The sequence below is a fragment of the Streptomyces sp. 3-6 genome, from assembly GCF_056323165.1.
Genome location: NZ_JBWHZP010000001.1, coordinates 669,600 through 691,934, shown reverse-complemented (window position 1 = coordinate 691,934; position 22,335 = coordinate 669,600). Strand labels below are relative to the sequence as shown.

Below are 22,335 nucleotides of genomic sequence, written 5' to 3'. Positions count from 1 at the left end.
TGTGACAATCGGGGCCATGGAAAGCAGCAGCGCCGCGACGGGCGGCAGCGCCCGGCGCGAGGCCACCCGGCAGAGACTCTACGAGGCGGCCGTCACCCTCATCGCCGAACAGGGCTTCTCCGCCACCACCGTGGACGAGATCGCCGAGCGCGCGGGGGTGGCCAAGGGCACGGTGTACTACAACTTCGCCAGCAAGTCGGTCCTGTTCGAGGAACTGCTGCGGCACGGGGTGGGTCTCCTGACCGCCTCGCTGAGGGAGGCGGCCGAGCACACGGCCGGGGCGGGCGGCTCCGCGGTCGACGCCCTGGACGCGATGGTCCGCGCGGGGCTGGTCTTCATCGACCGCTACCCGGCCTTCACCCAGCTGTACGTGGCGGAGCTGTGGCGCACCAACCGGGCGTGGCAGTCCACGCTGATGGTGGTGCGCCAGCAGGCCGTGGCGGTCGTCGAGGGGGTGCTGCGGGAGGGCGTGGAGCGCGGTGAGCTGAGCGAGGAGATCGACGTCCCGCTGACGGCGGCGGCCCTGGTCGGGATGGTGCTGGTGGCCGCGCTGGACTGGAAGTCCTTCCAGGCCGAGCGCTCCCTGGACGACGTGCACGCCGCGTTGTCCCGGCTGCTCCAGGGCCGGGTGAGCGGCTGCCGGTGAGCGGGGGCGCCGGCACGGCGGGTGGCCGGGCGGCGAAGGCCCCGTGAACGAAGGCGCCGGTGAACGAAGGAGCCGGTTCCAGCGGTGGCCGCGTCCCCCGCGGGCCACCGCCGGAACCGGCGCCTTCCTGCTCCCCCGTGCGCTCCCCCCGTCGGAACCCCGTGCGGTGCTCCCCCGGGTTCCCCCGTGCCTCGCTCCCGCCGGCGTCCGCCGGCGGAAGGAGCGGACCGGGGGCCGCCTCCGTTCCGGCGCCCCGTGTCGCCGGTGCCGGAGCCGCGCCCCCTCTCCGTGGCCCCCACTCTGCCGTCCACGGGGGTCCGGGCCCATCCGCGCGGGTACTCATCCGGGCGCCTGAGTACGGGTACTCACCCCTGGGCCGCCGCGCCCACACCGCCCACACCGCCCGGGCCGGCCGCCGGGCGGCGGGCGGCCCGGGGGCCGGTACTCGGGCCGGGCCCGGCCGGTGCCGCCGGATACAGTCCCTGCCATGGCACGGATTGCGGTGATCGGCGCCGGGATGGGCGCGATGGGGGCTGCCGCCCGGCTGGCCGTGGCGGGCCACCGGGTGACGGTGTACGAGCGGACGGAGACCTACGGCGGCGCGCTGCGCCGCCGGGAGCGGGACGGGTTCCGCTTCGACACCGGCCCCGGGCTGCTCCCGCTGCCCGCGGTGTACCGCGACCTGTTCCTGAAGACGGGCCGGGAGCCGTTGGAGGAGTGCGTCGAGCTGGTGCAGGTCGACCCCTCGTCCCGGCACGTGTTCGCGGACGGCACGGTCGTCGCGCTGCCCAACGCCTCGCGCGCGGGGGTGGTCGCCGCTCTGGACGGCACCCTCGGCACGACCGCGAGCCGGCGCTGGGGCGACTTCCTGGTGCGGGCCCGGGAGGCGTGGGACCGGACCCGGCGCCCGCTGCTGGAGGAGCCGCTGTGGCCGAACTGGCAGGTCCTGGCCGAGCGTGAGCCCTACCCGGCCGTGCCGCACCGCCGGCTGCTGCGCACCCGCACCGCGCGCACCCTCGCCGAGGTGGGCGCCTGGGAGCTGCGCGACCCCCGGCTGGTCGCCCTGCTGGAGAGCCATGCGCTCGCCCTCGGCCTGGACCCGCGGACCACCCCGGCCAACGCGGCGGTGCTGCCGTACATGGAGCACGCCTTCGGCACGTGGTACGTGCGGGGCGGTCTGCGGGAGCTGGCCCGCGCGCTGCACGAGCGGTGCCGGGCGCGCGGGGTGGAGTTCCGCTTCGGCGCGGAGGTGGCCGGGGTGCGGGAGAAGGACGGCCGGGCCGCGGGCGTGGAACTCGCCGACGGCGGCGCCGAGGACGCGGAGTTCGTGATCGCCGGTACGGCCCCCGGCGTGCTGGACCGGCTGTGCGGGGACACGGCGGTGCGCGGGAACGGGGAACCCCCGGCCCTGCGCACGGGGGCGAGCCGGCTCACGGTGCTGCTGGCGTTGCGCGGCGGGCGCCCGGAGGGCACCGCGCACCGCACGGTCGTGCACGCGGAGGACCGCGAGGCGGAGTGGGCGGCCCTGTTCGGTGACCGGCCCCGGCTGCCCGCCCGTCCGACGGTCACCGTGCTGCGGCCGGACGACCCCGCCCTGGTCCCGGACTCGGACCACGAGGCGGTCACGGTGTCCGCCGTCGTTCCGGTGCCGCCCGGCGGGTGGCGCGGAGCGGACGCGGAGGACGTCGCCGCCGGGGCCGGGCGGCTCATCGAGGCCGCGGAACGAGCCGTTCCCGGGCTCCGCGACCGCCTGCTGTGGCACGAGGTGCGCACACCGGCCGATGTCGAGGCGGAGACGGGGGCGGAGGGCGGAGCGGTGCCCGGGCCCGCCCTGGCGGCGGCCGGCGGGCGGCTGCTGCACGCGGCCAACACCACGCGCCTGCCGGGCCTGTTCACGGTCGGCGGCTGGTCCCACCCCGGTGGCGGTCTGCCGCACGCGGGGATGTCGGGCGCCCTGGTCGCCGGGCTGATCGTGGAGGGCCCGGACTTCCGCGGATCGCAGTGAAAGGCCGGGCTCGGAGGCTCCGGACGCCCCGGACGGCACTGAGCGGCGCCGAGCCCGGAGTGAGCCCGAAGCGCCACGTGTCCCGCACCCCGGGGACGTGCCGTCACCCGGGGCCGGTCACGCGGGGGCCGGTCACACGACGGCCGGTCACGCGGGGGCCGTCACACCCGCCTGATCACCTGATCACGAGGGGCGTCGCGCGGGCCGCCGGTCAGTAACGATACTGCTCGTCGTAGCCGGTGCCCTGGCCGTTGCCGGGCACCTGCTGGTCGCCCTGGTACGGGTAGGACTGCTCGGGCGGGAGGTCACCGCCGTAGGTGTCGTCGGTGCGCTGCTGCGGCACCCAGAGCCCGCCGGCCGGGGTCTCGCCGCCGTAGCCGGCCGTGTACTCGTCCTGGCCGTAGCCCTGCTGGCCGTAGTTCTGGGCCTGGGCCTCGGTGTAGCCGGTGTCGTACGAGGTCCCGCCGTAGCTCGCGTTGCCGATGTACGGGTCGGAGTAGGCGGCGTACTGCTGCTGCCCGGTGGTGTCGTAGCCCTGCTGCTGGCCGTAGCCGGAGTAGTCGTAGGAGTAGCCCTGGGCCGCGGTCGCGTACTGGTCCTGGTAGGGGTCCTGGGAGGGCACGCCGTACCCGCCGGTGTCGCCGTAGGTGCCGTAGGAGCCGGTGTCGTCGGGCAGGGGCTGCGGCTCGTAGACCGTGGTGGTCTCGGCGGCCGAGGGGCGGGCGGGGGTGAACACGTCGTCGCGGCCGTAGTCGTCGTCCGTGCCGTAGGCGTCGTCCGGGCGGCGGTCGGCGGACGCGTCGGGGTACGCGGGATCGGAGGCCCCGGACGCCTCGGACGTCTCGTCGAGGTCGGAGACCTCCAGGGTCGGCTCCTCGCGGTCACCGCGGCGGCCCTTGACGGCGGCCAGCCCCGGCGCGTTGACCGCCCAGCCCTCCGCGAAGCCGCGGCGGAAGGACAGCGTGACGTAGGTCTGCCCGACCGCGAAGGCGGCGGCCCCCAGGCCGATGACGACCACCGACGGGATCAGCACGCCGACGACCACGCCGAGGAACCCGCCGAAGGCGAGCAGCCGCCAGCGCAGTCGCGCCTTGTACTGCAGCAGCACCTCGCCGAGCAACCACAGCGCGACGATTCCGAACGCGATGTAGAGGACCGTCCAGCCCATGTACGCCCCTCTCCCAGTGGTCGCTACGCAGTGTGGCGTACACCGGTGCGACCGGTCCAGGCCCGCGGTGCGTGGTGCAGGCCCAGGTTCTCGTAGATTTCCAGCGTCGCCGTGGAGTTGTTGAGCGTGATGAAGTGCAGTCCGGGCACTCCCTCGGCCAGAAGCCGCGCACAGAACTCCGTGGCGTACTCGATGCCAATGGAGCGTACCGCCGCCGGATCGTCCTTGGCTGTGAGGATGCGCTCTTTCAGGGCCTCGGGGAACACCGCGTTGCTGAGCTTCGGCAACCGTTCCAGCATCTTCACGCTGGTCACCGGCATGACCTCGGGAATCACCGGAGTCTCACAGCCCGCCGCGTCGACTCGGTCACGCAGCCGCAGATAGGACTCGGGCTGGAAGAACATCTGCGTGATCGCGTAGTCGGCGCCGGCCCGGCACTTGTCGACGAAGTGCGCGACGTCGGTGTCCCAGTCGGCCGAGCGCGGGTGCATCTCCGGGAAGGCGGCGACGCCCACGCAGAAGTCGCCCGACTCCTTGATGAGCCGGACGAGTTCGGCGGCGTAGGTCAGGCCCTGCGGGTGCGGGACCCAGTCGCCCATCGGGTCGCCGGGCGGGTCGCCGCGCACCGCGAGCATGTTGCGGATCCCGGCGTCGGCGTACTGGCCGATGATGTTGCGCAGCTCGGCGACGGAGTGGTCGACGGCGGTCAGGTGGGCGACGGGGGTGAGGGTGGTGTCGGCGACGATCTGCTCGGTCTCGTGCACGGTGCCCGCGCGGGTGGAGCCGCCGGCGCCGTAGGTCACGGACACGAAGTCGGGGGCGACGGCCTCGACGCGGCGGAGCGCGCTCCAGAGGTTCCGCTGGCCCTTGGGGGTTTTCGGCGCCGAGAACTCGAAGGAGTACGTGGTCTTGCCACCGGCGAGCATGTCGCGCACGGTGCGTGCGCGGTCGGTCCTGGTGGATGCGGTTCCGAGGGCCATACCGGCAGGTTAGCCAGGGCCCGCCCCTCCCCCAACCGGATGGGGGAGATTTGCCGGAATTGCCGGCTTGCCGTCCACCTTTTGGACACCGCTGAGACGAAACGGGGTCATTCCGCGCCCGGGCCGGCGCGCCGCCGGCCGGCTCCGTGCACGCCCCCCGTCGTGTCCGCCGCCCGCGCCGCGTCCGCTGCGTCCGCCTTGTCCGCTGCGTCCGCCGCGTCCGTCCGGGCGGTCCCGCCGCCCCCGGTCGTCGGCGATGCCGGCGCGCGGCTCAGTCCGCGGCCGACGCCTGCCGGAGGCGCTTCGCGAACTCGGCCGCCGCCGCGCCCGGGTCGTCCGCCTCGGTGAGCGCGCGGACCACGACGACCCGGCGGGCACCCGCGTCCAGGACCTCGTCGAGGGTGCCGAGGTCGATGCCGCCGATGGCGAACCAGGGGCGCTCGGTGCCGAGGCCGGCCGCACACCGGACCAGGTCGAGACCCGGGGCGTGGCGGCCCGGCTTGGTCGGGGTGGGCCAGCAGGGGCCGGTGCAGAAGTAGTCCACGCCCTGCTGGACGGCCGCCGCGGCGGCCTCGGACGGGGCGTGGGTGGACCGGCCGATCAGGGTGTCCGCCCCGAGGATCGCGCGGGCGGCGGGCACCGGGAGGTCGCCCTGGCCGAGGTGGAGGACGTCGGCCCCGGCGGCGTGGGCCACGTCGGCGCGGTCGTTCACCGCGAGCAGCTTGCCGTGCCGCGCGCACGCCTCGGCGAGGACGGCGAGGTGCTCCAGTTCCTCGGCCGCCTCCATCCCCTTGTCCCGCAGCTGCACGATGTCGACGCCGCCCGCCAGGACGGCGTCCAGGAACTGGGGGAGGTCCCCCTGCCGCGTGCGGGCGTCGGTGCACAGGTACAGGCGGGCGTCGGCGAGACGCCCCCGGGCGGTGGCGGCGGCAGCGGCGGCCGGAGCGGGGACGGCGGTGGCGTCGGGCATGTGGTGCTCCCCCCAGGGCCCGTGCGGGCCTCGGTGTCTGCGGTATCGGGTGCGACGGCGTGGCGATGCGGAGGCGTGGCGATGCGACGGCGCGCAGGCGCCACGGCGCGGAGGTGCCACGGTGGCGTCCCGCGCCACCGGTGCGTACCCGCCCGGCCGTGCGTGGCCGCGGCGGCCGTACGGGCCCGCCGCCCGTCGCCCGGCGTGGGACGGGCCGGTGCCGCGCGGGCGTGCCCGGCGCGGGCAGGTGCCGGGTCCCGGCGGGCCGCTGCGGGCGGCCCGCCGGGACCGGCCGGAACGGCCCGGCCGGCGGACGGTGCGGGTGGGTCAGACGGCGAGCGCCTGGGCGCGGCGCTTCACCTCCGTGCCGCGGTTCTCGCTCAGCGCCTGCGCGGGCGTGCCCGGCAGGCTGGGGTCGGGGGTGAAGAGCCACTCCAGCATCTCTTCGACCGTGAAACCGTCGTCCCGCAGGAGCGTCAGGGTGCCGACGAGGCCCTTGACGACCTTGTCCCCGTCGATGAAGGCGGCGGGGACGTGCAGCGCGCGGTTCTCACCACGGCGGACGGCGATGAGCTGGCCCTCCTTGACCAGCTGCCGGACGCGCGTCACCTCGACGCCGAGCTTTTCGGCGATGTCGGGGAGGGTGAGCCAGGCGGGGACGAGAGCATCGATGTTTGCGTCAATCTCGGTCACGGGACAAGCGTGCCACCCGGCGCCGACAGTCGGAAGCCGGGCCCGCCCACCTGGGCCGACGGGCGCGTCGCGCCCCGGCCCGCCCGTACTCCTGCCGACCTCCGGGAAGGAGCCGGGCAGGGCCCCCGGCGCGGGCACCGGCAGCGGGGCACCGCCCCGCACGCCACCCGGAGCTCACACCCGCGCCCTCTCCGCGGCGCCCGCCCCCTCTGCGGACCCGACCCCTTCGCGGCGCGCGCCGCACGGGCTTTCTCAGCCCCGCCACGCCCACGTCACACCCCGGCCCGGCCGCCCCGCCGCCGCCCGCTCCCCCGCACCCGGGCCCGCCCGCCCCCGCGCACGCCCTCCCGTCACCGCGTCGCCGACTTGAGGGGGCGCGCCGGGTCGGCCAGCAGGTCCGGGTCCACCGGGGTGCCCGCCTCGATCAGCCTGCGCCCCTGGGCCAGGTCGCGCGGGCGTCCCACCGCCAGCAGCGCGACCAGGCGGCCGTCCCGCAGCCAGCAGACCGTCCAGGCCGGGTCCGCGGGGTCGCCGCGCCACACGGTCCGGTCGGCGTCCGCGTGGTGTCCCGCATACTGGACGAAGCGTCCGAACTGCTCGGACCAGAAGTACGGCACCGGGTCGTAGACGGCGGGCTCCCCTCCCGTCACCTCCCCGAGGATGTTCGCGGCCACCGTGCGCGGCCCCTGGAGGGCGTTGTCCCAGTGGTGCACCAGCAGGCGCCCGCCGTACCGCCCCGAGGGGAAGGACGCGCAGTCCCCGACGGCGTACACGGACGGCGCGGACGTCCGCAGGTGGCGGTCGGCGACGACCTCCCCGTGCGTCCCCAGCTCGATCCCCGAGCCGGTCAGCCATCCGGTGGCCGGGCGGGCGCCGATGCCGACGACCACCGCGCCCGCGGGCAGCCGCGTGCCGTCGTCGAGCAGGACGGCCCCCGGTTCGGCGCCCCGCACGCGGGTGTGCGTCCGCAGCTCCACGCCGGCGGCGGCGTACCAGGCGGCCATCGGCGCCGCCACCTCGGGCGGCAGGGCGTCCGCGAGGGGCAGGCCGGCCGCCTCGACGACGGTGACCGCGCAGCCGGCCTCGCGTGCCGCGGTGGCGAACTCGGCGCCGATCCAGCCCGCGCCCACCACCACCACGTCGTGCTTCTCGGCCAGCAGCGGCCGGAGCCGGGCGGCGTCGTCCAGGGTGCGCAGCAGATGGACGCCGGGCACACCCTCGGTGCCGGGCAGCCGGACCGGTTCGGCCCCGGTGGCGACCACCAGGACGTCGTAGGGGACGGGCCCGGCCTCCGTGTCCAGCACCCGGTCGGCGGGGCGCAGGCCGAGGACCTCGCAGCCGAGCCGCAGGTCGATGTCCAGGTCCTCGAAGTCGACGTCGAAGGCGGAGTCCTCGGCCTTGCCGAGCAGCACCGCCTTCGACAACGGCGGCCGGTCGTAGGGCTGGTGGGGCTCGGCGCCGATCAGGGTCACCGTGCCGGTGAAGCCCTGCTCGCGCAGGGCGACCGCGGTCTGCACCCCCGCCATGCCGGCGCCCGCCACCACCACCCGGCGCGCGTCGGACGGTGCGGTTTCCTGCGTCTGCTCGCTCACCCGATCACCTTAGGCACCGGTCGGCGCGCCGGTCAGTCCCGTCGCGCCGTGAACCGCCGCACAGCGCGGACCGCGAACCGCCGCACCCCGGACCGTGAACCGCCGGACAGCGGACCGTGCGCCGGCCGCGCCCGCCCGCCCCGGCCCCCCTGCCGGTGCGTCGGCCCGGGGACTAGGGTGGCCGCCGTAAGCACTCGCGGGAGTCCGGACGCACCGGGCTGAGAGGGAGGCTGGCGGCCTCCGACCGTACGTACCTGATCCGGGTCATGCCGGCGAAGGGAGGGGCTGGACGCCCATGTCGCCCACACACACCCCGGGGACCGCACCGACCGCCTCGGGCACCCCACCGACCTCCGACGTCCTCGTCGTCGGCGGCGGCCTCATCGGCCTGGTCACCGCCTGGCGGGCCGCGCAGCGCGGGCTGACCACCACCGTGGTGGACCCCGAACCCGGCGGCGGCGCGGCCCGGGTGGCCGCCGGCATGCTGGCCGCCGTCACCGAACTCCACTACGGCGAGCAGACGCTGCTGGGGCTGAACCTCGCCTCGGCGGACCGCTACCCCGACTTCGCGGCCGAGCTCACCGAGGCCACCGGCCAGGACCTCGGCTACCGCAGGTGCGGCACCCTGGCGGTGGCCCTCGACGCCGACGACCGCGCGCACCTGCGGGACCTGCACGCCCTGCACGAGCGGTCGGGCCTGGACTCGCAGTGGCTGACCGGACGGGAGTGCCGGCGCCTGGAGCCGATGCTCGCGCCCGGGGTGCGGGGCGGGCTGCGGGTGGACGGCGACCACGGCATCGACCCGCGGCTGCTGGCGGCGGCCCTGGTGACCGCGTGCGAGCGGGCCGGGGTGCTGCTGCACCGCGCGTGGGCGGACCGGCTGACCGTGGTGCGGGACCGGGCGACGGGGGTGGTCACCGCCGACGGCACGGAGCTGAGCGCCGGTCAGGTGGTGCTCGCGGCGGGCAGCCTCAGCGGCCGGCTCGCGGGGGTGCCCGAGGAGGTGCGGCCCCCGGTGAGGCCCGTGAAGGGCGAGGTGCTGCGGCTGACGGTGCCCGCGCGGCGCATGCCGTTCCTGAACCGGACGGTACGCGCCGTGGTGCGCGGCAGCCACGTCTACCTGGTGCCCCGGGAGAGCGGTGAGCTGGTGATCGGGGCGACCAGCGAGGAGGTGGGCTGGGACACCACGGTCACCGCGGGCGGGGTGTACCAGCTGCTGCGGGACGCGCACGAACTCGTCCCCGGCATCACCGAGTTGCCGCTGACCGAGACGCGGGCCGGGCTGCGTCCCGGCTCCCCCGACAACGCGCCGCTCCTCGGTCCGACCGGCCTGGCCGGCCTGCTGCTGGCCACCGGCCACCACCGCAACGGGGTGCTGCTCACGCCGGTCACCGGCGACGTCCTCGCGCACACCCTGACAACCGGTGAACTCCCCGAGGTGGCACGTCCGTTCACCCCCCGGCGGTTCACCGCCGACGCACTCCTGGAGCAGTCCGCATGAACCCTCCGCTCACCATCTCGGTCAACGGCAGCCCCCTCGCGGTCGAGCCCGGCACGGTGCTCGACCACGTCGTGCGGTCGCTCACCGCGGCGCCCTCCGGGGTGGCCGCCGCCGTCAACGAGACCGTCGTCCCGCGCGCGCAGTGGCCGTCCACCCCTCTCGCCGAGGGGGACCGGGTGGAGGTCCTCACCGCGGTGCAGGGAGGCTGAGCATGGCCGACGACCCCTTCGTCCTGGGGGACCTCACCCTCACCTCCCGGCTGATCATGGGGACCGGAGGGGCGCCCAGCCTCGACGTGCTGGAGCAGGCCCTGACGGCCTCCGGCACCGAGCTGACGACCGTGGCGATGCGCCGCGTCGACCCCTCGGTGCACGGCTCGGTGCTGTCCGTCCTGGAGCGGCTCGGCATCCGGGTGCTGCCGAACACGGCCGGCTGCTACACCGCGGGCGAGGCCGTGCTGACGGCACGGCTCGCGCGGGAGGCGCTCGGCACCGACCTGGTCAAGCTGGAGGTCATCGCCGACGAGCGGACCCTCCTCCCGGACCCGGTCGAGCTGCTGGACGCGGCGGAGACCCTGGTGGACAACGGCTTCACGGTGCTGCCGTACACCAACGACGACCCCGTGCTGGCGCGGAAGCTGGAGGACGTCGGCTGCGCGGCGGTCATGCCGCTCGGCTCCCCCATCGGCTCCGGTCTCGGCATCCGCAACCCGCACAACTTCCAGCTCATCGTGGAGCAGGCGGGCGTGCCGGTGATCCTGGACGCGGGCGCGGGGACGGCCTCCGACGCGGCGCTGGCGATGGAGCTGGGGTGCGCGGGGGTGATGCTGGCCTCGGCCGTGACCCGCGCGCAGGAGCCGGTGCGGATGGCCGCCGCGATGCGGTACGCGGTGGACGCGGGGCGGCTGGCCCGGCTGGCGGGGCGCATCCCGCGGCGTCACTTCGCGGAGGCGTCCTCGCCCACGGAGGGCCGGGCCGCCCTGGACCCGGAGCGGCCCGCCTTCTGACCGGCGCGTCCGGCCCCGGCCGCCCGGTCCGCCCCGCCCCGCCCCGCCCTGAGGCCCCGTGGTCGCCGCAGCCCGGCGGGCGCCGCCCCGCACGGCCGGGGCACCCCGCCCGCCCCGCACGGTCTCTCGTGCGTTGCGTCACAGGTCGGCTGCAGTCCCGCCCCGATCGGGGGCCGACCGGGCGGGGGTGTCGGCGGCGGCTCGTAGACTCACCTGCGTGGACACGACCCTTCAGGACCCTCTGGTCGGGCAGGTGCTCGACGGCCGGTATCGCGTGGAGGCGCGGATCGCGGTCGGCGGTATGGCCACGGTCTACCGGGCCGTGGACACCCGGCTGGACCGCGTCCTCGCGCTCAAGGTGATGCATCCGGCCCTCGCCGCCGACGCCTCCTTCGTCGAGCGGTTCATCCGCGAGGCCAAGTCCGTCGCCCGGCTGGCCCACCCGAACGTGGTGCAGGTCTTCGACCAGGGCACCGACGGGGCGTACGTCTACCTGGCGATGGAGTACATCGCGGGCTGCACCCTGCGGGACGTGCTGCGCGAGCGCGGAGCGCTGAAGCCCCGGGCCGCGCTGGACATCCTGGAGCCGGTGCTGGCCGCGCTGGGCGCCGCGCACCGGGCCGGGTTCGTGCACCGGGACATGAAGCCGGAGAACGTGCTGATCGGGGACGACGGCCGGGTCAAGGTCGCCGACTTCGGGCTGGTCCGGGCGGTCGACACGGTCACCAACACCACCGGCACGGTGCTCGGCACGGTGTCCTACCTGGCCCCGGAGCAGATCGAGCACGGCACCGCCGATCCGCGCGTGGACGTCTACGCGTGCGGGATCCTGCTGTACGAGATGCTGACCGGCGAGAAGCCGCACGACGGGGACTCCCCCGCGACGATCCTCTACAAGCACCTGCACGAGGACGTGCCGCCGCCGTCGGCCACCGTCCCCGGCATGGCCTACGAGCTGGACGAACTGGTCGCGTCGGCGACCGCCCGCACCCCGGACGTCCGCCCGCACGACGCGGTGGCGCTGCTCGCGCGGACCCGCGAGGCGCGCGCCGCGCTCACCGGGGAGCAGCTGGACGCCGTGCCCCCGCGGGCCGTGTCGGAGGAGCACGACAACGCCGAGGACCGCACGAGCGTCATCCCGCGCGCGCTGACGATCCCGCGCCCGCTGCCGGTCGACGGGGACGACGACGGCGACGGGCGGGCCGCGGGCGCCGGCGGGGCCGGGTCCGACCACCGCACCAGCCGGCTCCAGGCACCGCCTCCCCTTCCGCCCTCGCCCCGGCGGCGTCCGGCGCTGCGGGGCGGCCCGATGGCGGTCGTGGTCGCGGTGCTGCTGGTGCTGGGCGTCGGCACCGGCGTCTGGTACATCAACTCCGGCCAGTTCACCCAGGTCCCGCCGCTGCTGGGCAAGACCGAGCAGCAGGCCCGGGACCGGCTGAAGGACGCCGGACTGGGCCTCGGCCAGGTGGAGGAGGAGTTCAGCGACACCGTGGAGCGGGGCACCGTGATCAGCACGGACCCGAGGACGGGCGCCCGCATCCGGGGCAACGACTCGGTGTCGCTGGTGCTGTCCAAGGGCCCGGAGACGATCCGGCTGCCCGACCTCGACGGGTACCGGCTGGACGAGGCCCGGTCGCTGCTGAAGGACGAGGGGCTGGAGCCGGGCATGGTCACCCGGGAGTTCAGCGAGGACGTGCCGCGCGGCTCGGTGATCGCGACGAAGCCGGTCAAGGGCACCAAGGTCCGGGCGGGCTCGGCGGTGGCGCTCACGGTGAGCAAGGGCCGCCCGGTCGACGTGCCGGACGTGACCGGCGACGAGCTGGACGACGCGCGCGCGGAGCTGGAGGAGGCCGGCCTGGTGGTCGAGGTGGCCACCGAGCGGGTCACCTCGGAGCACGACGCGGGCGAGGTCGCCCGGCAGTCCCCGCCCGGCGGCCGTGAGGTCGCCGAGGGCGACACGGTGACGCTGACGCTGTCCAAGGGCCCGGAGATGGTGGAGGTCCCCGACGTCGTGGGCGACAGCGTGGACGAGGCCAGGGAGAAGCTGACGGGCGCCGGGTTCGAGGTCAAGGAGGACCGGGGGCTGCTCGGGCTGTTCGGCGACACGGTGAAGGCCCAGTCGGTGGAGGGCGGCGACACGGCGCCCAAGGGCTCGACCATCACGATCCGCATCCGCTGACGCCGCCGGCGTCCGCGCCGCCCGGTACCGGCTGCGCCCCTGCCCGACGGCCCGCCCCGCGCCGGGGACACCGGTGGCGGCGGTGCCGCACGGGCCCCCGGCCGGGCCGCCTGCGCCGTCATGACACCCTGGAGGCGTGAAGAATCACCCGTCCGGCCGCCTCCGCAACCCGATCGGCGGCCATGTGCCCGTGGCCGGCGGCCTGCACTCCGTCGGTCTGTCCTACGCCCGTGACCTGGGCGCCGAGGCCGTGCAGGTGTTCGTGGCCAATCCGCGGGGCTGGGCCACCCCGGTCGGCAACCCGGCCCAGGACGAGGCCTTCCGGGCGGCCTGCGCCGACGCGTCGCTGCCGGCGTACGTGCACGCCCCGTACCTGATCAACTTCGGTTCCCACACCCCGGCGACCGTGGAGCGCTCCGTGGCGTCCCTGCGCCACTCGCTGCGGCGCGGCCGGGAGATCGGGGCGCTGGGCGTGGTGGTGCACACCGGCAGCGCGACCGGCGGCCGGGAGCGGCCGGTGGCGCTGGCGCAGGTGCGGGAGCACCTGCTGCCGGTGCTGGACGAGCTGACCCACGACGACGACCCGTTCCTGCTGCTGGAGTCGACGGCGGGGCAGGGGTCCTCGCTGTGCTCACGGACCTGGGACTTCGGGCCGTACTTCGAGGCGCTGGACGCCCACCCGAAGCTGGGCGTGTGCCTGGACACCTGCCACGTCTTCGCGGCCGGCCACGACCTGACCGGGCCGGACGGCATGCACCGGACCCTGGACCTGCTGGTGGACACGGTCGGCCCGGGGCGGCTGAAGCTGGTGCACGCCAACGACTCCATGGACGTGGTGGGCGCCCACAAGGACCGGCACGCCAACATCGGTGCCGGGCACATCGGCGAGGACCCGTTCCGGGCGCTGATGACGCACCCGGCGACCGAGGGCGTGCCGCTGGTCATCGAGACGCCCGGCGGCAAGGAGGGGCACGCGGCCGACGTGGAGCGGCTGAAGAAGCTCCGGGACGGCTGACGCGCCCCGGGGCCGCCCGGCCTCAGAGCTCGGGGCCCTCGCCCGGTTCCTCCTGGTAGGAGTAGCGCTGCTCCCGCCAGGGGTCGCCGATGTTGTGGTAGCCGCGCTCCTCCCAGAAGCCCCGGCGGTCGGCGGTCATGTACTCGACGCCGCGCACCCACTTCGGGCCCTTCCAGGCGTAGAGGTGGGGGACGATCAGCCGCAGCGGGAAGCCGTGCTCGGCGGTCAGCAGCTCGCCGTCCTTGTGCGTGGCGAACAGGCTGCGCTCGGAGGCGAAGTCCGCGAGCCGCAGGTTGGCGCTGTAGCCGTACTCGGCCCACGCCATCACATGGGTGACCTCGGGGGCGGGCGGGGCGAGGTCCAGCACGGTGCGGGCGGGGATCCCGCCCCACTCGGCGCCGAGCATGCTGAACTTGGTCACGCAGTGCAGGTCGGCGACGACCGTGGTGTACGGCAGGGCCGTGAACTCGTCGTGGTTCCAGCAGTGCTTGTCGCCGTCGGCGGTGGCGCCGAACACCCGGAACTCCCAGCGTTCCGGCCGGAACTTGGGGACGGGGCCGTAGTGGGTGACCGGCCAGCCGCGCTGCAGGCGCTGTCCGGGCGGGAGGTCGAGCCGTTCGGCTCCGTGTGCTGTGCGCTCCCTCGGTTCGTTTTCCGCCGGCTGACCCATGTGTCCCATCCTGACAGACCGGGGGTGATGCGCCCGACCCGGGCCACGCAGGAACGGACAATCTGCGCGAAAAGCGCTAAGCATGGCCTTACTTACTAAGTGCGGGCTTACTGGACGATCTTCCCGCCGCGGTGCCATCATGCGCCTCATCTGCCAGTTTCCGCGCGGAAGGAACCCCGTCATGCAGGGCGACCCCGAGGTCATCGAATTCCTGAACGAGCAGCTGACCGCCGAGCTGACCGCGATCAACCAGTACTTCCTGCACTCGAAGCTGCAGGACCACAAGGGCTGGACGAAGCTCGCCGAGTACACGCGCGCCGAGTCCTTCGACGAGATGCGCCACGCGGAGGTCCTCACCGACCGGATCCTGCTGCTGGACGGGCTGCCCAACTACCAGCGGCTGTTCCACGTCCGGGTCGGGCAGACGGTGACCGAGATGTTCCAGGCGGACCGGGAGATCGAGGTCGAGGCCATCGACCGGCTGCGGCGGGGCGTGGAGGTGATGCGGAGCAAGAACGACATCACGTCGGCGAACATCTTCGAGGCGATCCTCGCCGACGAGGAGCAGCACATCGACTACCTCGACACCCAGCTGGAGCTCATCGACAAGCTGGGCGAGGCGCTGTACCTGTCGACCGTGATCGAGCAGGTCCAGCCGGAGGCCCCGGGGCCCGGCCTGAAGTGAGGACGCTTCGCCCCCGGCCCGTGCCGGACGGCCCTACGCGGCTTCCGGGAGGTCCGTGGTGAGGGGCGGGCGGCCCTGGTCGGCGAGCTGCCTGCGGGGGCAGGCGCCCCGGCCGAGCAGCGCCTGGATGCGCCGGACGCAGCCACCGCAGTCGGTGCCCGCCTTGCAGGCCGAGGCGATCTGGCGGGGCGTGCAGGCGCCCGCCTCCGCGTGGCTCCTCACTTGTTCCTCGGTCACGCCGAAGCAGCTGCAGACGAACACGCGGGTTCACCTCCCGACGGTGGTGCTGGGTCGTGCCATCGCCGACCCTGGATCGGTGAGGCTAACCTAACCTTACTGCTCGCCCGGGAGGGTGCGACAGAGGGGTGGGGCCCGGATCGATGTGATCCGGGCCCCACCCCTTTCCCGTGGTCACCGCCACGGCACGGCCGGTCACCGGCCCCGTGCGGCGCCTACTGGGCGCGGTACATCTCGGCGACGAGGAAGGCCAGGTCCAGCGACTGGCTGCGGTTGAGCCGGGGGTCGCAGGCCGTCTCGTAGCGCTGGTGCAGGTCGTCGACGAAGATCTCGTCGCCGCCGCCCACGCACTCGGTGACGTCGTCGCCGGTCAGCTCCACATGGATGCCGCCGGGGTGCGTGCCGAGCTCCTTGTGGACCTCGAAGAAGCCCTTGACCTCGTCGAGCACGTCGTCGAAGCGGCGGGTCTTGTGACCCGAGGCCGCCTCGAAGGTGTTGCCGTGCATCGGGTCGGTCACCCAGGCGACGGTGGCGCCGGACGCCGTGACCTTCTCGACCAGCTCCGGGAGCCGGTCGCGGATCTTGTCCGCGCCCATCCGGACGATGAAGGTCAGCCGGCCGGGCTCCCGGTCGGGGTCGAGGCGCTCGATGTACTGCAGCGCCTCCTCGGCCGTGGTGGTCGGGCCCAGCTTGATGCCGATCGGGTTGCGGATCTTCGAGGCGAACTCGATGTGCGCGTGGTCCAGCTGCCGGGTGCGCTCGCCGATCCACACCATGTGCGCGGAGACGTCGTACAGGTGGCCGGTGCGCGAGTCGACGCGGGTGAGCGCCGACTCGTAGTCGAGCAGCAGCGCCTCGTGCGAGGAGAAGAACTCGACGGTCTTGAACTCCTCCGGCTCGGCGCCGCACGCCTGCATGAAGTTCAGCGCCTGGTCGATCTCGCGGGCCAGCTGCTCGTAGCGCTGGCCGGACGGGGAGGACTTCACGAAGTCCTGGTTCCAGGCGTGCACCTGCCGCAGGTCGGCGTAGCCGCCGGTGGTGAAGGCGCGCACCAGGTTCAGCGTCGAGGCGGAGGCGTGGTACATCCGCTTCAGGCGCTGGGGGTCCGGGATGCGGGCCGCCTCGGTGAAGTCGAAGCCGTTGACGGAGTCGCCGCGGTAGGTCGGCAGGGTGACGCCGTCGCGGGTCTCGGTCGGCTTGGAGCGCGGCTTGGAGTACTGGCCGGCGATGCGGCCGACCTTCACCACGGGCACGGAGGCGGCGTAGGTGAGGACGGCACCCATCTGGAGCAGCGTCTTCAGCTTGGCCCTGATGTGCTCGGCGGACACGGCGTCGAAGGACTCGGCGCAGTCGCCGCCCTGGAGCAGGAACGCCTCTCCGCGAGCGACGGCGGCCATCCGGGCACGCAGCTGGTCGCACTCGCCGGCGAACACCAGCGGCGGATACGTTTCGAGCTCGGCGATCACATCGCGCAGAGCCTGGGCATCCGGGTACTCGGGCTGCTGCGCCGCGGGCAGGTCTCGCCACGTCGCCTGAGCGGCGACACTTCGGGAATCAGCGTTCACGGTCACGCCTCAACATTACGGGGTGAAGCCGCCCGCTCCGGGCCATGCCCAGCAAGTGAGACGCACCGTACGCTCCGCGGGCATGCGCTAAGGTGCTCGGCATGTTCGCGCACTCGCACCTCACCTGGTGGTGGACCGCTCCCCCGGCGGCCCACTGACTGCGCGTACGCACAGACTCCGCGAAGGCCGCCCGAGGGCGGCCTTCGGCGTTTCGCGGCGTCGGCCGGCCGGCCTCCCGTCACCGAGGGACCAGGACCGATGAACCCGACCGACCTTCTTGCCGACCTCCTTGCCGACAGCCGCCCGTTCGCCCTGCTGCGCCGCCGCACCCCCGGCCACGACCACGGGGTGGTCGAGCTGCTGCTCGGCCCGGTCACCCCGCGCGAGCGGCTGGCCGACCTGCCCGACGAGGGCCTGGCGCTCGTGCCGTTCCGGCAGATCCGCGAGCGCGGCTTCGACGTGCGCGACGACGGCACCCCGCTGCTGGTGCTGACCCCCGAGGAACGCCACGAGATCCCGCTGGCCGACGCCCTCGCCGCGCTCCCGGCGCACGATGTCCGGGTGACGGACGGCGGCTTCGACGTGGACGACGAGGAGTACGCCCGCGTCGTCGGCCGGGTGCTGCGGGAGGAGATCGGGCGGGGCGAGGGCGCCAACTTCGTCATCCGGCGGACCTACGAGGGCCGCGTCCCCGGGTTCGGGCGGGCCGACGCCCTGGCCCTGTTCCGGCGGCTGCTGGAGGGCGAGCGGGGCGCGTACTGGACGTTCGTCGTGCACACCGGGGACGGGGAGGGGCCCGGGGGGTCGTCCCCGGAAGGGCGGGAGACGGGCGGGCGCACTCTGGTCGGGGCCAGCCCGGAGGTGCACGTGCGGGCGTCCGGCGGGACGGTGGTGATGAACCCGATCAGCGGAACGTACCGCTACCCGGCCGGCGGGCCGAGCGCGGAGCACCTGCTGGACTTCCTCGCCGACGGCAAGGAGATCGAGGAACTGTCGATGGTCGTCGACGAGGAACTGAAGATGATGTGCACCGTCGGCGACCGGGGCGGGGTCGTCGTCGGCCCCCGCCTGAAGGAGATGGCGCACCTCGCGCACACCGAGTACGAGCTGCGCGGCCGGTCCTCGCTGGACGTGCGGGAGGTGCTGCGGGAGACCCTGTTCGCGGCCACCGTCACCGGGTCGCCGGTGCAGAACGCCTGCCGGGTGATCGAACGGCACGAGGCCGGCGGGCGCGGCTACTACGCGGGCGCCCTGGCCCTGATCGGCCGGGACGCGGGCGGCGCGCAGACCCTGGACTCGCCGATCCTCATCCGCACCGCCGACATCGACGCGGACGGGCGGCTGCGGGTCCCGGTCGGCGCCACGCTGGTGCGCGGTTCCGACCCGGCGGGCGAGGTGGCCGAGACCCACGCGAAGGCGGCCGGCGTGCTGGCCGCGCTGGGGGTGCGTCCGGGCCGGCCGCGCGCGGAGGAGGCGCGGCCCCGGCTCGCCGACGACCCCCGGGTGCGGGCCGCGCTGGACGGACGCCGGGCCTCGCTCGCGCCGTTCTGGCTGCGGATGCGGGAGCCGTCGGGCCGGCCGACGGGCCACGCGCTGGTGGTGGACGCCGAGGACACCTTCACCGCGATGCTGGCGCACCTGCTGCGCTCGGGAGGCCTGGAGGTGACCGTGCGGCGCTACGACGAGCCCGGTCTGCGGGAGGCGGTCCGGGCGCACGAGGGCCCGCTCGTGCTGGGGCCGGGCCCCGGCGACCCGTCCGACGCGGCCGACCCGAGGATGCGGTTCCTGCGCGCCCTGACGGCCCAGGCCCTGCACGGCCACCGGCACGGGGTGCTCGGGGTGTGCCTGGGGCACGAGCTGATCGCCGCCGAACTGGGCCTGGACATCGTCCGCAAGGAGGTGCCGTACCAGGGCGCGCAGACGGAGATCGACTTCTTCGGGCGGCCGGAGACGGTCGGCTTCTACAACAGCTTCGCCGCGCGCTGCGACGACCCGACGGCGGCGGAACTGGCCGCGCACGGCATCGAGGTGAGCCGGTCGGCCGGCGGCGAGGTGCACGCGCTGCGCGGGCCGGGCGGGGCGCCCGGCGGTGCCTTCGCCGGGGTGCAGTTCCACCCCGAGTCGGTGCTGACGCTGAACGGCGCGGCGCTGGTCGGGGAGCTGATGGGTCAGCTGCGCGGCACCAGCACGTTCTCCGAGCGGCGGCCGGCGGTGTAGTCGAGGACGTTGTCCACCGTGGTCGCGATGATCTGGCCGACGGCCTCCCGGGTGTAGTACGCCTGATGGGACGTGACCAGCACGTTGGGGAAGGTGACCAGGCGGGCCAGGGTGTCGTCCTCGATGGCCTCCAGGGACTTGTCGAGGAAGAACAGGCCCGCCTCCGCCTCGTACACGTCGAGGCCGACCCCGGTGAAGCGGCCCGCGCGCAGTTCGGTGACCAGCGCGGCGGTGTCCACCAGGCCGCCGCGGCTGGAGTTGACCAGGATGGCGTCGTCCTTCATCGACTTCAGCGCGGCGGCGTCGATCAGGTGCCGGGTCGCGGGCAGCAGCGGGACGTGCAGGCTGATCAGGTCGGACTCGGCCAGCAGGCGCTCCTTGGGGACGTAGGTCAGGCCGAGCTCCCGGCAGGCGGGGTTCTCGGCGACGTCCCAGCCGAGCAGGCGCATCCCGAAGCCGTGGGCGATCCGGGCGAACGCCTCGCCGATCTTCCCGGTGCCGAGGATGCCGACGGTGCGGCCGTGCAGGTCGCGGCCCATCAGCCCGTCGAGGCGGAAGTCGAAGTCGCGGGTGCGGGTGGAGGCGCGGACGATGCGGCGGTTGACGGCCATGGCGAGGGTCCAGGCGAACTCGGCGACCGAGTACGGGGAGTAGGACGACACGCGGGCGACGGTGAGCCCGAGCCGTTCGGCCACCTGGAGGTCGACGTTGTTGAAGCCGGTGGAGCGCTGGGCGACCATCCGGGTGCCGCCCGCGGCGAGCTGTTCCAGGACGGCACCGCCGAGATCGCAGTTGACGCTGGTGGAGATCACCTCGTGGCCGGAGGCGATGGGGGCGGTGTCCTCGTCGAGGAAGACGTGGAGGCCACGCACCGCGTGGTGGCCCTCGAAGGCGCGCTCGATCAGGGGACTCTCGTCGGCCTGCACGCCGAATGCCAGGATCTCCACGGGTTCCCTCCGGGGTCGTACCGTTCGCCGCCACGGCTGCCGTCGCGGCGAATATACGGGTCCGGCGGCGGGGACGGCGTGAGCCGGACGGCCGCGGGCGGGCCGCCGGACGGGGCCGGTCGTCCCGGCGGAACCGGGACGTGCGGCCCTGTCGGGGGCCCGGGGAGCCGGGCCGGGGAGGCGGGCCGGGCCGGGGCCCGCCCGGGCTCCGCCCGGCGCGCCTACGCGTCGTCGAGTCCGCGTTCGATGGCGTACCGGACGAGTTCGACGCGGTTGTGCAGCTGGAGCTTGCCGAGGGTGTTCTGCACGTGGTTCTGGACGGTGCGGTGGGAGATGACGAGGCGCTCGGCGATCTGCTTGTAGCTCAGGCCCTTGGCGACCAGGCGCAGCACCTCCGTCTCCCGCTCGGTCAGCCGGGGGGCCTTCGCCTCCTGGGCGTCGGGCGCGGGGGCCGGCTCGGCGGCGAGCCGGCGGTACTCGCCGAGGACGAGTCCGGCGAGGCCCGGGGTGAACACCGGGTCCCCGGCGGCGGTCCGGCGCACGGCCTCCTGCAGTTCCTCCGTGGACGCCGACTTCAGCAGGTAGCCGGTCGCGCCCGACTTCACCGCCTCCAGCACGTCGGCGTGCTCGCCGCTCGCCGAGAGCACCAGCACCCGCACGGCGGGATGGGCGGCGACGACCTCCTTGCACACCTGGACCCCGGGCTTGCCCGGCAGGTTCAGGTCGAGGACGAGCACGTCGGGGGTGGTGGCCCGGGCGCGGCGCACGGCCTGTTCGCCGTCGCCCGCCGTGGCGACCACCTCGAACCCGGACTCCGTCAGGTCCCGGGCGACGGCGTCCCGCCACATGGGGTGGTCGTCGACCACCATCACCCTCACGGGTCCCCGGTCCCGGCCGTCCGGCCGCTGCTCCGCCGTGTCCGTCATCGCTGCTCCGCCTTCCCCCGGGGGTCCCCGTCGGTGCCGGGCCCCCGGCCGTCCGGAAGCCCGTCGTGGTCGCTGTCGTCGTGGTGCGCCGGGCCGCCCGCGCGGGTGCCGCCGTCCCCGGCGGGGCGGGGGAGCCGCAGCTCCACCTCCGTGCCCTGTCCCGGGACGGAGATCAGGTCCGCCCGGCCGCCGAGGTCGCGCAGCCGCCCCCGGATCGACAGGGCCACCCCGAGCCGGCCCTCGCCCTCGGCCTCGGCGAGCCGTCCCTCGGGGATGCCGGGGCCGTCGTCGCGCACCGAGACGATCACCTCGTGCGGCTCGTCCTCCACCAGGATCCAGGCGCGCGCCCCCTCCCCGGCGTGCCGTCGGACGTTGTCCAGGGCGGCCCCGACGGCGGCGGCCAGCTCCCGGGCGGCGGCCGGCGGCAGCAGGACGGGGGCCCCGGGCTCCGCCAGGGCGGTCCGGGAACCGGCGAACGGGGCGAGCAGCGTGCGCAGGTCGACCGGCGCGCCGTCGTCCGGAACCGGCCGCTCCGCGGCGGTCACGGCGGCGCCCGGGGCGGCGTCCCGCGGGGTCCGGCCGGCGGGCACCAGGCCGCCGGAGACCAGGGTGCGCAGGGCGACCTCCTGCTCCCCGGCCATCCGGCCCAGCTCGGCCGCCTCGCCGCCGATCACGGCGCCGCGCCGCTGCACCATCGCGAGCACCTGCAGGACGCTGTCGTGGATGTCCCGCGCGAGGCGCTCCCGTTCCCGGGTGGCGGCCTCGATCTCCAGGGCGCGGGCCAGGGTCCGCTCGGAGGCGCGGGCGACCTCGACCACGTAGCCGATGGCGATGGAGGCGACCCAGACGAGGATCACGTTGTGCACCGTGTCGCGGGCCGGGCTGCCGCGTTCCACCAGGTTGGCCACGGCGACGAGGGAGGAGGCGAGGGCCGCCCAGCGCCAGCCGCCCTTGACCGCGAAGGCGAGCACCGCGCCGGCGGTCCATATCGACGGCAGGGTGGGGCCGCCCGCGTGGACCCGTTCGGGCGCGTCGGCGAGCGGGGTGAGCAGGATGCCGGTGAGGGCGAGGGTGAGGTCGGCGGCGAGGAAGCGCTTGGTGCAGGCCGCCGCGTTGGCGACCTTGGGCAGGGTGGCGAGGGTCCAGCCGGCCAGCACCGCGTAGTAGCCGACGGCGAGCCAGGGGCGGGGGAACTCCTCGTAGGCGGTGGCGAACAGGCCGATCGCGTAGAGCAGGGTGAGCACCCGGTAGCCGGCGAGCGCGCGCCACAGCGGCTGCTCGACCGACATCCTCATGACCTTCTCGCGCCCCGGCATCGTCCCCGTCCCCCCGT

General features: G+C 74.9%; 20 protein-coding genes and 1 riboswitch. Of the genes, 9 read left to right on the top strand and 11 right to left on the bottom strand.

Translation table 11 applies throughout. The features are described 5' to 3' along the window. Positions 1–16 precede the first annotated feature (16 nt). Positions 17–646, top strand: a complete 630-nt coding sequence (locus tag AC02VZ_RS02845; RefSeq protein WP_432055228.1) for a TetR/AcrR family transcriptional regulator — start codon at positions 17–19, stop codon at positions 644–646. A 487-nt stretch (positions 647–1,133) separates the two neighbouring features. Continuing rightward, positions 1,134–2,651 carry a phytoene desaturase family protein gene (locus AC02VZ_RS02840; protein ID WP_432055229.1) on the top strand — a complete coding sequence of 506 codons (1,518 nt, stop codon included), beginning with the start codon at positions 1,134–1,136 and terminating at the stop codon, positions 2,649–2,651. 211 nt (positions 2,652–2,862) lie between these two features. Here AC02VZ_RS02840 and AC02VZ_RS02835 read toward each other — a convergent pair whose 3' ends face one another. From AC02VZ_RS02835 to AC02VZ_RS02815, 5 genes are all read right to left on the bottom strand, one after another. Continuing rightward, positions 2,863–3,819, bottom strand: a complete 957-nt coding sequence (locus tag AC02VZ_RS02835) for an SCO2102 family sporulation regulator (RefSeq protein ID WP_476474427.1) — start codon at positions 3,817–3,819, stop codon at positions 2,863–2,865. A gap of 23 nt (positions 3,820–3,842) precedes the next feature. After that, the gene (gene metF / locus AC02VZ_RS02830) at positions 3,843–4,799 is read right to left on the bottom strand and encodes a methylenetetrahydrofolate reductase [NAD(P)H] (protein ID WP_476474426.1); all 957 of its coding nucleotides are present in this window, start codon (positions 4,797–4,799) and stop codon (positions 3,843–3,845) included. A 271-nt stretch (positions 4,800–5,070) separates the two neighbouring features. After that, positions 5,071–5,769, bottom strand: coding sequence for a thiamine phosphate synthase (thiE, locus tag AC02VZ_RS02825; protein ID WP_476474425.1), 699 nt, complete (start codon positions 5,767–5,769; stop codon positions 5,071–5,073). Positions 5,770–6,096: 327 nt separating this feature from the next. Then, complete coding sequence (locus AC02VZ_RS02820; protein ID WP_164332751.1) at positions 6,097–6,462, bottom strand: Rv2175c family DNA-binding protein; 366 nt, start codon at positions 6,460–6,462, stop codon at positions 6,097–6,099. Positions 6,463–6,812: 350 nt separating this feature from the next. Then, on the bottom strand, positions 6,813–8,054 hold the full coding sequence (locus AC02VZ_RS02815) for an NAD(P)/FAD-dependent oxidoreductase (protein ID WP_476474424.1): 1,242 nt from the start codon (positions 8,052–8,054) through the stop codon (positions 6,813–6,815). A 186-nt stretch (positions 8,055–8,240) separates the two neighbouring features. Beyond that, positions 8,241–8,352: riboswitch (TPP riboswitch) on the top strand. On the opposite strand from AC02VZ_RS02815, the gene thiO reads away from it, so the two are divergent. The 5 genes from thiO to AC02VZ_RS02790 all read left to right on the top strand — a co-directional run bounded on the left by thiO (position 8,350) and on the right by AC02VZ_RS02790 (position 13,755). Continuing rightward, the gene (thiO, locus tag AC02VZ_RS02810) at positions 8,350–9,555 is read left to right on the top strand and encodes a glycine oxidase ThiO (protein WP_476474423.1); all 1,206 of its coding nucleotides are present in this window, start codon (positions 8,350–8,352) and stop codon (positions 9,553–9,555) included. It overlaps the preceding riboswitch by 3 nt. Next, positions 9,552–9,764 carry a sulfur carrier protein ThiS gene (thiS, locus tag AC02VZ_RS02805; protein WP_476474422.1) on the top strand — a complete coding sequence of 71 codons (213 nt, stop codon included), beginning with the start codon at positions 9,552–9,554 and terminating at the stop codon, positions 9,762–9,764. Before thiO ends, thiS begins: the two co-directional genes overlap by 4 nt. 2 nt (positions 9,765–9,766) lie before the next feature. Beyond that, positions 9,767–10,561, top strand: a complete 795-nt coding sequence (locus tag AC02VZ_RS02800; RefSeq protein ID WP_476474421.1) for a thiazole synthase — start codon at positions 9,767–9,769, stop codon at positions 10,559–10,561. Between the two features lie 217 nt (positions 10,562–10,778). Then, positions 10,779–12,740, top strand: coding sequence for a Stk1 family PASTA domain-containing Ser/Thr kinase (gene pknB / locus AC02VZ_RS02795; protein WP_476474420.1), 1,962 nt, complete (start codon positions 10,779–10,781; stop codon positions 12,738–12,740). 136 nt (positions 12,741–12,876) lie between these two features. Beyond that, complete coding sequence (locus AC02VZ_RS02790) at positions 12,877–13,755, top strand: deoxyribonuclease IV (protein ID WP_432055237.1); 879 nt, start codon at positions 12,877–12,879, stop codon at positions 13,753–13,755. Between the two features lie 22 nt (positions 13,756–13,777). Here the strand turns inward: AC02VZ_RS02790 and AC02VZ_RS02785 are convergent, their stop codons facing one another. Continuing rightward, entirely contained in the window at positions 13,778–14,425 is a 648-nt protein-coding gene (locus tag AC02VZ_RS02785) for a sulfite oxidase-like oxidoreductase (RefSeq protein WP_432055238.1), read from the bottom strand. A 181-nt stretch (positions 14,426–14,606) separates the two neighbouring features. Here AC02VZ_RS02785 and bfr point away from each other — a divergent pair, with 181 nt between their 5' ends. Further along, complete coding sequence (gene bfr / locus AC02VZ_RS02780) at positions 14,607–15,110, top strand: bacterioferritin (RefSeq protein ID WP_362089070.1); 504 nt, start codon at positions 14,607–14,609, stop codon at positions 15,108–15,110. A 33-nt stretch (positions 15,111–15,143) separates the two neighbouring features. Here the strand turns inward: bfr and AC02VZ_RS02775 are convergent, their stop codons facing one another. Beyond that, on the bottom strand, positions 15,144–15,371 hold the full coding sequence (locus tag AC02VZ_RS02775) for a (2Fe-2S)-binding protein (RefSeq protein ID WP_432055239.1): 228 nt from the start codon (positions 15,369–15,371) through the stop codon (positions 15,144–15,146). A gap of 191 nt (positions 15,372–15,562) precedes the next feature. Next, complete coding sequence (locus AC02VZ_RS02770) at positions 15,563–16,918, bottom strand: class II 3-deoxy-7-phosphoheptulonate synthase (RefSeq protein ID WP_432055240.1); 1,356 nt, start codon at positions 16,916–16,918, stop codon at positions 15,563–15,565. Positions 16,919–17,170: 252 nt separating this feature from the next. On the opposite strand from AC02VZ_RS02770, the gene AC02VZ_RS02765 reads away from it, so the two are divergent. Next, positions 17,171–19,129, top strand: coding sequence for an anthranilate synthase family protein (locus AC02VZ_RS02765; RefSeq protein WP_476474419.1), 1,959 nt, complete (start codon positions 17,171–17,173; stop codon positions 19,127–19,129). Here the strand turns inward: AC02VZ_RS02765 and AC02VZ_RS02760 are convergent. The 3 genes from AC02VZ_RS02760 to macS form a co-directional block, all read right to left on the bottom strand. Then, a complete protein-coding gene (locus AC02VZ_RS02760) occupies positions 19,081–20,076 on the bottom strand; it encodes a 2-hydroxyacid dehydrogenase (protein ID WP_476474418.1) in 996 nt (331 codons plus the stop codon). The two genes, AC02VZ_RS02765 and AC02VZ_RS02760, sit on opposite strands and share 49 nt — an antisense overlap. Before the next feature lie 221 nt (positions 20,077–20,297). Next, the gene (locus AC02VZ_RS02755; protein WP_432055243.1) at positions 20,298–21,002 is read right to left on the bottom strand and encodes a response regulator; all 705 of its coding nucleotides are present in this window, start codon (positions 21,000–21,002) and stop codon (positions 20,298–20,300) included. Then, entirely contained in the window at positions 20,999–22,318 is a 1,320-nt protein-coding gene (gene macS / locus AC02VZ_RS02750; RefSeq protein WP_476474417.1) for a MacS family sensor histidine kinase, read from the bottom strand. Before macS ends, AC02VZ_RS02755 begins: the two co-directional genes overlap by 4 nt. Positions 22,319–22,335 lie beyond the last annotated feature (17 nt).

What these genes read in the sequence shown, in the direction of transcription:
- metF (WP_476474426.1), bottom strand. Translation starts at nt 4,799, where the DNA reads ATGGCCCTCGGAACCGCATCCACCAGGACCGACCGCGCACGCACCGTG.
- AC02VZ_RS02785 (WP_432055238.1), bottom strand. Translation starts at nt 14,425, where the DNA reads ATGGGTCAGCCGGCGGAAAACGAACCGAGGGAGCGCACAGCACACGGA.
- thiS (WP_476474422.1), top strand. Translation starts at nt 9,552, where the DNA reads ATGAACCCTCCGCTCACCATCTCGGTCAACGGCAGCCCCCTCGCGGTC.
- AC02VZ_RS02845 (WP_432055228.1), top strand. Translation starts at nt 17, where the DNA reads ATGGAAAGCAGCAGCGCCGCGACGGGCGGCAGCGCCCGGCGCGAGGCC.
- thiE (WP_476474425.1), bottom strand. Translation starts at nt 5,769, where the DNA reads ATGCCCGACGCCACCGCCGTCCCCGCTCCGGCCGCCGCTGCCGCCGCC.
- macS (WP_476474417.1), bottom strand. Translation starts at nt 22,318, where the DNA reads ATGCCGGGGCGCGAGAAGGTCATGAGGATGTCGGTCGAGCAGCCGCTG.
- AC02VZ_RS02755 (WP_432055243.1), bottom strand. Translation starts at nt 21,002, where the DNA reads ATGACGGACACGGCGGAGCAGCGGCCGGACGGCCGGGACCGGGGACCC.
- bfr (WP_362089070.1), top strand. Translation starts at nt 14,607, where the DNA reads ATGCAGGGCGACCCCGAGGTCATCGAATTCCTGAACGAGCAGCTGACC.
- AC02VZ_RS02800 (WP_476474421.1), top strand. Translation starts at nt 9,767, where the DNA reads ATGGCCGACGACCCCTTCGTCCTGGGGGACCTCACCCTCACCTCCCGG.
- AC02VZ_RS02840 (WP_432055229.1), top strand. Translation starts at nt 1,134, where the DNA reads ATGGCACGGATTGCGGTGATCGGCGCCGGGATGGGCGCGATGGGGGCT.
- thiO (WP_476474423.1), top strand. Translation starts at nt 8,350, where the DNA reads ATGTCGCCCACACACACCCCGGGGACCGCACCGACCGCCTCGGGCACC.
- AC02VZ_RS02765 (WP_476474419.1), top strand. Translation starts at nt 17,171, where the DNA reads ATGAACCCGACCGACCTTCTTGCCGACCTCCTTGCCGACAGCCGCCCG.
- AC02VZ_RS02835 (WP_476474427.1), bottom strand. Translation starts at nt 3,819, where the DNA reads ATGGGCTGGACGGTCCTCTACATCGCGTTCGGAATCGTCGCGCTGTGG.